Here is a 12,357-nt window from a genome sequence, read left to right on the forward strand (position 1 = left end):
AATCGCACCTTAAAATAATTTTATAAAAAAGGAGGTGGATATGTATTATGATTGGCTGAACGGTTTTATCACGCCTTTAATAAAGATATTTGAGAAAGAGTTAAGAAAGGGTTTTGTTTACGATTTAAGGATGGCTGAAATGGCGGCTAAGCACAGCGATGCGATGAGAAAATATAATGTGGATTATTCTTATCATGCTCCGAAAGAATTTTGGGATACAGCGTTTGCCGAATTAGTGGGTGATCCTTATTATGTTTTTTATGATGATTGGGCGATCAGGCAAGCAATGGAAGAAATTGCTTACAAGTTTTTGAATTCGCCCGCTGGCCATCGAAGCGCTTTAGAAAAATATCCAGTTATAGGCGGCGGGATAGCTCTCAACCAGATTGGAAACGGCTGGGTAAAGGTTTATACAACCTTGAGATTAAGATACTAATTTTAAAAGAGCTCTGATAAGCCAGAGCTCTTTTCATTTAGAAAATAATCTCTTTACAAGAGGGGTTTGTTAGAGTTTAATATTAGAGTCTTAAACTAAATAATTTAAGAAAACCGCATTTTAAAAATTTAAAAAGGGAGGTGGATTATGGATGCCGTTGCCGCTTATTACGACTGGATACGCAGGTTGGTTAATTTTTTTATCATAGAACTGGAAGAAATATACGGGACAAAATTTGACAGAGATGAGGAGATGACTTTAGGCGCGACTGACCACAGCAAGCAGATGATGCTCAAAGGTTATCCTTATAAGATTATTGGCGAATTTACGGGACCGATACTTTTTGAAAAAATTGAATTTGTGCAGGACGGAATAGCTTTTTATAATCAGTCGTCAATTGAACAAACCTTGAAGAGAATGCTTTATGATATTCTGAATTCAATTAGTCCGAACTTTCGTCCCTGTATAAAGAATTACCGTTTTATCGGCGTGGGGATAGCTTTAAGAGAACTGCATGGTGAAATATTCCTTTACGCCACCCTAAGGTTAAGATTAGAATAAATAATAAATCAAAAAAGAGTTCCGATTAATCGGAACTCTTTTTCTTTTGAATCAAACAAAAACCTCGCCTTGTATAAAATCCTGATAAAAAATCAGGTGGGTGGACTCAGTTTTAGCCCAAGGGCTAAAACGATTCGTCCTCCCGTTTAAAAATTTATTGTGCAGGATTTTAACTTAGCGAGGATAATATCATTATAGCATAAAGTGAATGTCGGAAACAGGTATTTCAAGACCTAAAGTCCGAATAATCTAATAGCGTTTTGATAAGTTTGCTCCGCCACTTTTTCCAAGGAAAGACCGCAAATTTCGGCTATTTTTTGAGCCGTGTACTTGACATAAAGCGGTTCGTTTCTTTGGCCACGGTAGGGGACAGGCGCCAAATAAGGGCAGTCGGTTTCAATCAATATTTTTTCCAGCGGCATATCTCTGATAATGTCGTCATAGTCGGAAGAATAGGTGATTATTCCTGTAAACCCGAGATACAAACCTAAATCCAAATATTGTTTCGCCTGTTGACTATTGCCCGAAAAACAATGGACTACGCCTTTAAATTGATATTCGGTATTTTTCAATTCTTTGATGAGTTCATCATAAGCTTCACGGCAATGGATGATAAGCGGTTTATCTAATTCTTGAGCTAATTTTAAATGGTTTAAAAATAATTCTTTTTGTTTGATTCTTAGTTGCGGATCGGTTGTCCGATAATAATCCAGGCCGGTTTCGCCGACAGCCACAACCTTATCAGAACTTTTTGCTAAAGCTAAATATTTTTGGTAATCAAAATTTTCATCTCCGACATGGGTAGGGTGGAGCCCGATAGCCGCCCAAACTCCTTTTTCGTAATTTCCGGCGATAGCCACCGCTTTTTCGCTGGTATCATATCTAGAGCCGACATTAATCAGCCAAAGATTTTCATCAAGGCATTTTTTGATGATTTTCGGATAGTCGTCATTAAAGGCCTTGAAATTAAGATGGCTGTGGGAATCAAAAAATTTCATAATAAATTTATAACGCATTTTATCTATAAGAGCAACTGGATTTCGCATTTGCGAGTTATAAAACAAAAACCTTCGTGAAAACGAAGGTTATATAAAAAGTTTAACTTGGTCGCAATTACTGAACGAAGCTCGAACCTTTTTCGAGCGGAAATCGCTCGAATGATTTCGCTCCGCGTTTCCGCCCGCCGAACTTCGGCGAGCAAAGCAAAACAATTTTCAAAATGTCTGAAATGGTCGGGCTGCCGGGAATCGAACCCGGGCTAAATCTACCCCATAGACTCGTGCTACCATTACACCACAACCCGTTTCTTGTATAATATAATTTAAGAATGAGAAAAGCAAAACATCGGAATGGTGTGCGATATTCTCTATGGGTAAAAGAAAAGACAGTCGCGTTACGGCAGGAGGGAAAAACTCATCGTGAGATTGTGAAAGAATTGGGCATTAGTCTCGGCTCTGCTGATTTATGGACGAAGGGGATAGCGTTGTCGCGCGAACAGAAAATTGCGATACAAAGAAGGCGTAATAAGCATATCTTTACGCCCAAAGAAAGAAAATTAATATCAGAGAGATTGAGGCCATTTCAATATCAATTGCAATATCGCAATGAAGATCTGATTGATAAAATAAGAAAATTTTATGCGGAAAACGGGAGAATTCCTCTCAAGCGCGAGTTTAATTCCCTCAGAATTTTTAGAGAACGTTTTGGTAGCTGGAATAATGCAATTAAATTAGCCGGATTTGAACCAAATCAAGTTATATTCTCAAAGAAATTCATCGCTAAAGACGGACATATTTGTGATTCATTTGCGGAAAAAATCGTAGATGATTGGTTATCCTACTACCGCATTAAACATGAGAGAAACTTTCCTTATGAAAACACAAAAATGACCGCTGATTTTAAGACGGGCAATTTTTTGATAGAATATTTTGGCCTTGCCGGAGAAATAAAAGTTTATGATCAATTAATCAAAAAGAAAAGAATTTTAGCCAGAGATAGAAAAATGAGCCTTATTGAAATTTATCCCAAAAATTTATTTTCAAAAGATTATAAAACTTTTTTAAGAAAAATATTCAAACCGCTATCTTAGAAAAAGTATTCTATTTTTCCCTTGCCTGAGTTCTAACGCATTTCGTGCAGGCTTTCACTCTTTTGCCTGAAGCCGATTTAGTCCACTGGAGGTTGGGATGTTTTCTGGTTTTTTCGGTGGGATTATATTTGCCGCGAAGTTTTTTACGGCTTCTCCCCATGATGGATATTTTTTCGCAAAAATAACATTTCATAATACCCTTTATATTAAAAGGTTGTTATAATAAAATCAATCCCTTGATAGATTCGGGATTAAATTATTTATGTCTGACATTTCCATCACAATTTTTCAGCTGATTGTTTTATATGCCTCAATGGTCATTCATGAAGTTTCTCATGGACTGACCGCTTATAAATTGGGCGACCCGACGCCGAAGTTGGCCGGCCGGCTGACTTTCAACCCCTTAAAACACATTGACCCGTTCGGCACGGTGCTTCTGCCTATGTTTCTTATCTTATTTCATAGTCCTTTTGTGATTTGTTATGCCAAACCGGTTCCTTTCAATCCCGATAATTTCCGGAACGTTAAAAAAGGAATTATACTTACGGGATTGGCCGGGCCGCTTTCTAATATTTCTCTGGCGGTTATTTTTTCTATATTGATAAGATTACTGGGTTTTTTCGGAATTTTATCTTCTTCGCTTTTGACTTTTTTGTTTATCGTCGTTTTTTTGAATCTTTTATTCGCTTTTTTCAATCTGGCTCCTTTTCCGCCTTTTGACGGGCATCATATCTTTTTCTCGCTTTTGCCGGATAAATTTTATGGGATTAAAAATTTTTTGACGGGAAATTATTTTTTCCTGATGCTGATTTGGGTTTTTCTTGCTTTTCCGTATTTAATTGTTCCGTTGGCTTATCGGCTTTCCCTGATTTTTATCGGAAGTGCTTAACAAAAGGGTTGACCCCGTTAGAAGCCTGACGAATCCTAAATTAAGCAACAATCAACAAAGTCCTGTTTAAAATAAAAATTTAATTCAATCTAGAAACAGAAAAATTTAATAAATTTTTCTGTTTTAGGGCTTCTAACGGGGTTGACAATCCTTTTGATTCCAGTATTATTTAGAAATTATCTGCCAGAGACGGATTTGTCTTCGGCGGAAAGATTAAAATTTTAGCGATATGCCTACGATCAGACAATTAATTAAAAAAGGAAGAAAGAAAACGAGCGCTAAAAAGAAAACCCCGGCTTTAGGGCGTTATTTCAATTATCTTAAAAATCGCCCAACTAATTCCGTTTCGCCTTTCAAGCGGGGAGTTTGCCTGAAAGTTTTCACCACCACTCCTAAAAAACCGAATTCCGCTTTGAGAAAAGTGGCCCGGGTGCGTTTGAGCAACGGGATGGAAGTGACGGCTTATATTCCCGGTGAAGGACATCTTCTTCAGGAGCATTCGGTGGTTTTAATTCGCGGCGGCCGGGTGAAAGATTTGCCGGGCGTGAGATATCACATTGTCCGTGGGATTTTGGATACCACCGGCGTGGAAAACCGGAAACAACAGCGCTCGAAATACGGAGCTAAAAGACCTAAAGTAAATGCGTAAAAAACAAATTTATAAAAACAGAAAATTGCGCCAGCCCGATATTAAATTCAACAGTTTAGTTGTTGGCCGATTTATCAATTATTTGATGTTTGAAGGGAAAAAATCTTTAGCGGAGAAAATAGTTTATCAGGCCTTTGAACAAATAGAGAAAACAACCAAAGAAGACCCGATGAAAGTTTTTGAAAAGGCCTTGGAAAATGTCAGTCCGCTGGTGGCTGTGGCCTCCCGGAGAGTCGGAGGCGCTAATTATCAGGTGCCGATGGAAGTGAGGCCGGAAAGAAAATTCTTCCTGGCTGGTCATTGGATTATCGCGGCCGCCCGAGCGCGGAAAGGAAGAACCATGGTTGAAAACTTGGCGGAAGAAATTATCGCCGCTTCCAAAAACGAAGGAACGGCCGTTAAAAAGAAACAGGACATGCATCGAGTAGCGGAAGCTAACCGAGCGTTCGCCCATTTTGCGAGATAAAAGTAATTACTGTAATTACAGTAATTACAGCAATTACAGCAATTACCGTAATTACTATTTTTTTTATGCGTCAATATCCTTTAGAAAAATATCGTGATATCGGCATCATTGCCCACATTGATGCTGGGAAAACAACCGTTTCCGAACGGATTCTTTTTTACACCGGAATTTCCCATAAAATCGGCGAGGTTCATACCGGCGATACCGTTATGGACTGGATGGAGCAGGAAAGAGAAAGAGGAATTACGATTACGGCGGCGGCCACGACTTGCTACTGGACCCCGACTTACGGCGCCCCGCTGAGCGGGGTAGATAGCCACGCTGAGCGTGGCGGCGACGAATACAGAATCAATATTATTGACACTCCGGGCCATATTGATTTTACCGTTGAAGTTCAGCGTTCACTGAGGGTGCTTGACGGCGGAGTGGTTGTTTTTGACGGCGTGGCGGGAGTGGAGCCGCAGTCGGAAACGGTCTGGCGTCAGGCGGACAAATACAAAGTGCCGCGGATTTGTTTTGTGAACAAGCTTGACAGGATGGGAGCTGATTTTGAAAAAACTTTACGGTCCATCAGAGAGCGCTTGCACCCGAAACCGGCAGTGCTTCAGTGGCCTATCGGCCTTGAAGAAAAATTTGAAGGCGTTATTGATTTGTTAAAACGGCAGGCCTTTTATTTTGAAGGGGATCATGGTGAAAAAATAATTGCTAAAGAAATCCCGGAAAATTTTAAAAAAACGGCTGAAGAAAAAAGAGAAAAATTAGTGGAGATGATTGCCGAAACCGATGACAATTTATTACATCGCTATCTTGAAGGCCAGGAAATCAGCCAAGAGGATTTGAAAAAGACGCTAAGAGTTGCCTCCTTAAAAGGAGAATTAATTCCTGTGCTTTGCGGCAGCGCTTTGAAAAATAAAGGCGTTCAGCTTCTCTTGGACGCGGTTGTTGATTATTTGCCTTCGCCGCTTGATTTGCCGCCGGTAAAAGGCATTAACCCGGATAATCAAAAAGAAGAAGAAAGGTCAGCTAAAGACGGGCAGCCGTTTGCCGCTCTGGCTTTTAAAATCGCAACCGATCCGTTTGTGGGCTCGCTGACTTTTTTCCGGGTTTATTCCGGGGTGCTTCAAAAAGGGACTTATGTTTTAAACGTTTCCAAAAATTCTCAGGAAAGAATCGGCCGGATTTTGCGAATGCACGCCAATCACCGGGAAGAAGTGGATGAAGTTTGCGCGGGCGACCTTGGGGCTTTTGTGGGTTTAAAAAACACCACGACCGGAGATACTCTTTGCGACCCCGAGCACCCGATTATTTTGGAAAAAATTGTTTTCCCCGAGCCGGTCATTTCTATTCGGATTGAACCGAAAACCAAAGTTGACCAGGAAAAAATGTCTATGGCTTTGCATAGGCTTTTAGAGGAAGATCCGACTTTCAAAGTGATTGGCGACCCCGATACCGGCGAAACTATTATTTGGGGGATGGGGGAGCTTCATTTGGAAATTATTGTTGACCGGATGAAACGGGAATTCAGCGTTGAATGCAGTGTCGGCCGGCCTCAAGTGGCTTACAAGGAAACCATAGTTGGAACGGCTGAAGCCGAAGGCAAATACATTCGCCAATCCGGCGGTCGCGGTCAATACGGTCATGTCTTTTTGAGAGTGGAACCCTTGGAACGAGGGAAGGGCTTTGAATTTGTTAATGCTATTAAAGGAGGCACTATTCCCTCGGAATTTATTCCGGCCGCGGAAAAAGGAGTTAAAGAAGCGATGGACAAAGGCGTTTTGGCCGGCTATCCTTTTGTTGACACCAAAGTCACGCTTTATGACGGTTCTTACCACGATGTTGATTCTTCGGAAGCGGCTTTCAAAATCGCCGGGTCTATCGCTTTCCAGGAAGCGGTAAAAAGAGCCAAAATGGTTTTACTGGAGCCGATGATGAAAGTTCAGGTGATTACCCCGCCGAATTTCTTGGGCGATGTCACTGGCGACCTTAACGCCCGCCGGGGCAAGATTGAGGCCATGACCGAAAGAATTGGAATTAATGTCATTGACGTGAAAGTTCCTTTGTCGGAAATGTTCGGTTATGCCACTAATATAAGGTCAATGACCCAGGGCCGCGGCAGTTTCACGATGGAATTTAACAGCTATGAAGAAGTGCCCAATAATATTACTCAGCGGATTGCCGAGGGCAAAAAATAAAAAGGCGCGGGGTTGACCCCCACACCAATTAAGTTTTTGTCCATCTAAATTTTCAAAGAAAATTTAGATGGACTAGATTTATCCAAATAAAATTTTTCATTGTTTTGCTCAGATTTTCTTTCTAAGAAAATTATCCAGTAATATTAAACTTGATTGGTGTGGGGGTTGACATAAAAAAAAATTCACTATAAACTAAACAAGTCGTTTTATTATTAAAAAATCAAAATAAAAATTTAAATTAAATATGGCAGAAAAAGCAAAATTCGTCAGATCAAAACCCCACGTTAACGTCGGGACTGTCGGTCACATTGACCACGGCAAGACGACTTTAACGGCGGCGATAATGAATGTTCTTAAATTAAAAGGTCTTATTCAAAAAGCCGAAGGCGTGGATCAGATTGACAATGCGCCCGAAGAAAAAGCTCGGGGGATTACGATTGCCATTCACCACTCGGAATACGAAACCGAGAAAAGACACTATGCCCACATTGATTGTCCGGGGCACGCCGACTATATCAAAAACATGATTACGGGTTCCGCCCAGATGGACGGCGCGATTTTGGTGGTTTCCGCGGCTGACGGCCCGATGCCTCAAACCCGAGAGCATATTATTTTGGCCCGTCAGGTTGGAGTTCCTTATATTGTTGTCTTTTTGAACAAAGTTGACCAGGTTGACGATAAGGAATTAATTGATTTAGTTGAGTCCGAAGTGAGAGAGCTTTTGAAAAAATATGAATTTCCTGGCGATGAGATTCCGGTTATTCGCGGTTCAGCCCTTAAGGCCTTGGAAGCCAAATCAGTTGACGATGAATGGTGCAAACCGATTCTTGAATTAGCCAAAGCGCTTGATGAATATATTCCTGACCCGATTAGAGAAACCGACAAGCCTTTTCTTATGCCGGTTGAGGATATTTTTAGCATTGAAGGTCGCGGCACGGTGGTTACCGGAAGAGTTGAGCGGGGAGTAGTCAAAGTCAACGAAGAGGTTGAACTGGTTGGCTTGAAACCCACGAGCAAAGTGGTAGTCACGGGCATTGAAATGTTTAATAAGGTATTAGATGAAGGTCGCGCTGGAGAAAACGTTGGTATTTTGCTTCGGGGTTCTAAAAAAGAGGACGTGGAGCGCGGTCAGGTTATCGCTAAAACCGGCAGTGTTACGCCGCACACTGAATTTGAAGCCAGTGCTTATATTTTGAGTAAAGAAGAAGGTGGCCGTCATACGCCGTTCTTCACCGGTTATAAACCCCAATTTTACATTCGGACCTGTGATATCACCGGCGAAGCGACTCTTCCTGCCGGAACGGAAATGGTAATGCCCGGCGATACCGTCAATCTTAGTATCAAACTTATTGCTCCGGTGGCTTTGGAAGAAAAACAACGTTTCGCTATTCGCGAAGGAGGCAAAACGGTAGGCGCTGGCGCCATAACTAAGATAATAAAGTAAGAGTTTATGGCGAAAGTTTCTAAAAAAGTTGCCGAAGTGGAAGAAAAGGAAAGAGTAAGATTGAAAATCAAGGCTTACGACCATAAACTGATTGACAATTCTTGTCGGCAAATAATTGAAGTCATAGAACGTCAGGGCGGAGAAGTAGTTGGCCCTGTTCCTCTACCGACTGAATTTCACCGTTATACCGTCAATCGTTCAACCTTTATCCATAAAGATTCACGCGAGCAATTTGAAATGAGAGTGCACAAACGCTTGATAGATATCATCAATCCCAGCCAGAAAATAATTGCTTCGCTGGATAATCTTAATTTGCCGGCAGGGGTTGATATTGAAGTGAAGCTATAGTAATATTTGGGGTAAGAAATAAAGGATTTAGCCAAAAAAAATAATCAAAACTGCCGAGGCTAAACCTGGGCAGTTTTGATTTACCCCGTTAGAAGTCATGACGAATTCCAAGCTAAATAATTATTAACGGGAATGGAAATTTAATTTATTTTCCAAAAACAGAAAAAATTTTAAAATTTTTTCTGGCCAAGACTTCTAACGGGGTTTAAAACAAATATGAGTTTAATAACAGGAAAAAAATTACAAATGAGCCAGATTTTCAAAGACGGAAAAGTAATTCCGGTTACCCCGATTAAGGTTGCCGATATTTCGGTTTTTAATGAAGGCGAATTGCTCAAGATAACCGGAATAAGCCGCGGTATAGGATTTCAGGGCGTAGTCAAACGCTGGGGTTTCCATGGCGGACCGAAAAGTCATGGGGGTAAACACAGCTTGCGGGCTCCAGGCTCAATCGGCTCAACCGCGCCTCAGCGGGTGTTAAAAGGCAGGAAAATGGCCGGTCGAACCGGCGGCCGCCAAAAAACCATCGGAAATCTTGAAGTAGTTTCTTTAAATAAAGAAAATGCCGTTTTAATGGTGAAAGGAGCGATACCCGGCTATAAAAATTCAGAAATTAAAATTCAGAAAGACGCCAGTCATAAAGCATTAAAAAAGAAATTACGGTAATTGCCGTAATTACTGTAATTACAGTAATTTAATATGAAAGCGGATTTATTCAATCAAAAAAACGAAAAAATTGGAACAGTGGAATTACCCGAAGCCGTTTTTGGCGTTAAATTTAATTCGGACTTGGTTCATCAAGTATTGACGGTCCAGGTCGCTAATCGCCGAAGAACCTTAGCCGACACAAAAGACAGAGGCGAAGTCAGAGGCGGCGGTAAGAAGCCCTGGAAGCAAAAAGGCACGGGCCGGTCAAGGCAGGGTTCAAGCCGTTCACCTTTATGGAAAGGCGGCGGGGTCACTTTTGGTCCTCAAAAAGAAAGAAATTTTTCCAGAAGTATAAATCAAAAAATGAAGCAATTGGCGATTTTCGGAATTTTTTCCAAAAAATTAGCCGATCAGGAAATTAAAATTATTGACACTTTGAATTTGGAAGACCGCAAGACCAAAAAATTAGCCGAGCTGTTGAAAAAATTTATTACGCCCAAGGAAAGCGTTTTATTGATTCCCGCCAACGAAAACAAAATTATTTATTTGGCCGGGCGAAATTTGCCCAAAGTCGGCGTTATGAGTCCCGAGTCGCTCAATGTTTACGATTTGCTGAAATATAGAAAAATTCTTTTGGACCAAACCGCCGTTGAATCAATAGTTAAACATTATAAATTAATCAGTAATTAAGTAATTACAGTAATTACAAAAAAACTATGAGAATGATAATTAAAAAACCAATAATCAGCGAGAAGACAATGGACTTGAGTAATATCAACAAGTATGTTTTTTCGGTTGACCGGGAAGCCAGTTCTTGCGAAATCAAGAAAGGGATAGAATCTATTTATAAAGTGAAAGTGGAGTCGGTGAATATTATCAACAAAAAAGGAAAAGTTAAAAGATTGGGCCGCAGTCTCGGCCGCCGGCCGGCCTCTAAAAAAGCTATTGTTACCATAAAAAAGGGACAGGTGATTGATGTTTTGCCAAAATAAAAAAATGAGCGCCAAATTAATCAAAAAAATAAAAAATTCAGCCGGGAGAAATTCCTCGGGAAGAATAACGGTTCGCCATCAGGGCGGCGGCCATAAGCAATTATACCGCTTGGTTGATTTTAAGCAGGACAAATTTGGCATTGTTGGCCGGATTGAATCACTGGAATACGATCCTTATCGTAGCGGTCTTATCGCTTTAGTGGTTTATACCGACGGCGAAAGGCGGTATATTTTGGCATCTTTGGAAATGAAAGTGGGCGATAAAATTATCTCTTCAGCCGATGCTCCTTTAAAGCCGGGTAATCGCACTCAATTGAAACGTATGCCGGTGGGAATTTTCGTGTATAATGTTGAAATCTTCCCCGGTAAGGGCGGACAATTAGCTCGCTCAGCGGGTTTAGTTGCCCAGGTTCTGGCCAATGAAGACGGATATACTCAACTGAAATTAGCTTCCGGAGAAGTCAGAAAATTTTTATGGGATTGTTATGCTACTATTGGCCGGGTTTCTTACCCGGAGCATAATTTGGAAGTAATCGGGAAAGCCGGCCGTTCGCGCTGGCTGGGTATCAGACCGACAGTCAGGGGTACTGCAATGAATCCCCGCGATCATCCGTACGGAGGCGGCGAAGGCCGTCAACCTCGGGGAACTCGCCGGCCAAAAACCAAATGGGGAAAAATTACCGGCGGTCATAGAACCCGGAATAAAAAGAAATGGTCAAATAAATTAATAATAAAACGGAGAAAATAAATTTTTTATGTCAAGAAGCAGTAAAAAAGGCCCATACGTTTACCAGAAGTTATTGGAAAAAATAGCTAAATTAAAGCCGGGCGATTTGACGCCGATTAAAACCTGGGCCAGAGATTCGGAAATTTCTCCGGAAATGGTTGATTATACTTTTGGCGTTCATAACGGCAAAAATTTCATAACCGTGAGGATAAGCGAGGAAATGGTTGGTCATCGGTTGGGTGAATTCTCGCTGACCCGAAAATTCGTCAAGCACGGCGGTAAGATTCAAAAAGAATTGGAACAGAAGAAAGAGCAGGATCAAGCCAAAGCGTCAACGCCGCCTGCCAAATAATAATTAAAATATGAAAACCCAAACGGCAAAATTAAAATATTTGAAAATTAGTCCGCGAAAAACTCGGCTGGTTGCTGATTTAATAAAAGGACTGCGGGCTAATGAAGCTGAAGCTCAGCTTTTGTTTTTGCCGAACAGGGCGAGTAAGCCGATTTTGAAATTATTGCGTTCGGCGATGGCTAACGCCAAAAATAACCAGCAGTTAAACGTTGAAAAACTTTTAGTAAAGGAAATCAGGGTGGATATCGGTCCCAGCCAAAAACGTTGGCGAACCAGAGCCCGGGGCGCAATGAGTCCGATCGCAAAAAAAAGTTGCCATATTTCTTTGGTTTTAGAAGAGTCGGATAAAGAGATCCCTTTGAAATATAAATTTATTCCCAAACCCAAAAAAGCCAAAAAGGAAAAATCTAAAAAAAGAAATACCGAAAAAGCCTTATCAGCGGAAAAACAGGAAAAGTCAGAAAATGTGAAATCGGAAAAACAACGGATAGTCCGGGAAGCCAAACCTGAAAAAGTCGGGGCTTTTAGAAAATTTTTCAGAAGAAAAGCGATATAAAATAAATT

At 41.0% G+C, this 12,357-nt stretch carries 16 protein-coding genes and 1 tRNA gene; 15 read left to right on the plus strand and 2 right to left on the minus strand.

Features of this window, described 5'->3' with window-relative positions; all coding sequences use genetic code 11:
• Positions 1–40: 40 nt before the first annotated feature.
• Complete coding sequence (locus Q8N22_02780; protein MDP3052852.1) at positions 41–436, plus strand: hypothetical protein; 396 nt, start codon at positions 41–43, stop codon at positions 434–436.
• A gap of 147 nt (positions 437–583) precedes the next feature.
• Entirely contained in the window at positions 584–997 is a 414-nt protein-coding gene (locus tag Q8N22_02785) for a hypothetical protein (protein ID MDP3052853.1), read from the plus strand.
• A 233-nt stretch (positions 998–1,230) separates the two neighbouring features.
• On the opposite strand, the gene Q8N22_02790 is transcribed toward Q8N22_02785, so the two are convergent.
• Both Q8N22_02790 and Q8N22_02795 read right to left on the minus strand, forming a co-directional pair.
• Entirely contained in the window at positions 1,231–2,013 is a 783-nt protein-coding gene (locus Q8N22_02790; protein ID MDP3052854.1) for a TatD family hydrolase, read from the minus strand.
• Positions 2,014–2,226: 213 nt separating this feature from the next.
• Positions 2,227–2,300: transfer RNA gene (locus tag Q8N22_02795), tRNA-Pro, on the minus strand.
• Positions 2,301–2,324: 24 nt separating this feature from the next.
• On the opposite strand from Q8N22_02795, the gene Q8N22_02800 reads away from it, so the two are divergent.
• The 13 genes from Q8N22_02800 (at position 2,325) to rplV (ending at position 12,349) form a co-directional block, all read left to right on the plus strand.
• Positions 2,325–3,086, plus strand: coding sequence for a hypothetical protein (locus Q8N22_02800; protein ID MDP3052855.1), 762 nt, complete (start codon positions 2,325–2,327; stop codon positions 3,084–3,086).
• 262 nt (positions 3,087–3,348) lie between these two features.
• Positions 3,349–3,975 (plus strand): site-2 protease family protein, encoded by a 627-nt coding sequence (locus Q8N22_02805; GenBank protein MDP3052856.1) that lies wholly within the window; start codon positions 3,349–3,351, stop codon positions 3,973–3,975.
• A gap of 229 nt (positions 3,976–4,204) precedes the next feature.
• On the plus strand, positions 4,205–4,624 hold the full coding sequence (rpsL, locus tag Q8N22_02810) for a 30S ribosomal protein S12 (GenBank protein MDP3052857.1): 420 nt from the start codon (positions 4,205–4,207) through the stop codon (positions 4,622–4,624).
• A complete protein-coding gene (gene rpsG / locus Q8N22_02815; GenBank protein MDP3052858.1) occupies positions 4,617–5,090 on the plus strand; it encodes a 30S ribosomal protein S7 in 474 nt (157 codons plus the stop codon). Before rpsL ends, rpsG begins: the two co-directional genes overlap by 8 nt.
• A gap of 65 nt (positions 5,091–5,155) precedes the next feature.
• Entirely contained in the window at positions 5,156–7,282 is a 2,127-nt protein-coding gene (gene fusA, locus Q8N22_02820) for an elongation factor G (protein ID MDP3052859.1), read from the plus strand.
• 244 nt (positions 7,283–7,526) lie between these two features.
• Positions 7,527–8,726, plus strand: coding sequence for an elongation factor Tu (gene tuf, locus Q8N22_02825; GenBank protein MDP3052860.1), 1,200 nt, complete (start codon positions 7,527–7,529; stop codon positions 8,724–8,726).
• A 6-nt stretch (positions 8,727–8,732) separates the two neighbouring features.
• Positions 8,733–9,074 carry a 30S ribosomal protein S10 gene (gene rpsJ / locus Q8N22_02830; GenBank protein ID MDP3052861.1) on the plus strand — a complete coding sequence of 114 codons (342 nt, stop codon included), beginning with the start codon at positions 8,733–8,735 and terminating at the stop codon, positions 9,072–9,074.
• Positions 9,075–9,290: 216 nt separating this feature from the next.
• Entirely contained in the window at positions 9,291–9,740 is a 450-nt protein-coding gene (gene rplC, locus Q8N22_02835; protein MDP3052862.1) for a 50S ribosomal protein L3, read from the plus strand.
• Positions 9,741–9,773: 33 nt separating this feature from the next.
• Positions 9,774–10,412, plus strand: a complete 639-nt coding sequence (rplD, locus tag Q8N22_02840; protein MDP3052863.1) for a 50S ribosomal protein L4 — start codon at positions 9,774–9,776, stop codon at positions 10,410–10,412.
• A gap of 26 nt (positions 10,413–10,438) precedes the next feature.
• Positions 10,439–10,714 carry a 50S ribosomal protein L23 gene (gene rplW / locus Q8N22_02845; protein MDP3052864.1) on the plus strand — a complete coding sequence of 92 codons (276 nt, stop codon included), beginning with the start codon at positions 10,439–10,441 and terminating at the stop codon, positions 10,712–10,714.
• Positions 10,715–10,718: 4 nt separating this feature from the next.
• Positions 10,719–11,462 carry a 50S ribosomal protein L2 gene (gene rplB, locus Q8N22_02850; GenBank protein ID MDP3052865.1) on the plus strand — a complete coding sequence of 248 codons (744 nt, stop codon included), beginning with the start codon at positions 10,719–10,721 and terminating at the stop codon, positions 11,460–11,462.
• Positions 11,463–11,469: 7 nt separating this feature from the next.
• Positions 11,470–11,793: a 30S ribosomal protein S19 gene (gene rpsS, locus Q8N22_02855; GenBank protein ID MDP3052866.1), complete on the plus strand. Its 324-nt coding sequence runs from the start codon at positions 11,470–11,472 to the stop codon at positions 11,791–11,793.
• A gap of 10 nt (positions 11,794–11,803) precedes the next feature.
• On the plus strand, positions 11,804–12,349 hold the full coding sequence (rplV, locus tag Q8N22_02860; GenBank protein MDP3052867.1) for a 50S ribosomal protein L22: 546 nt from the start codon (positions 11,804–11,806) through the stop codon (positions 12,347–12,349).
• Positions 12,350–12,357 lie beyond the last annotated feature (8 nt).

The sequence above is a fragment of the bacterium genome (genome assembly GCA_030693325.1).
Lineage (GTDB): Bacteria > Patescibacteriota > Minisyncoccia > UBA6257 > MFKM01 > MFKM01.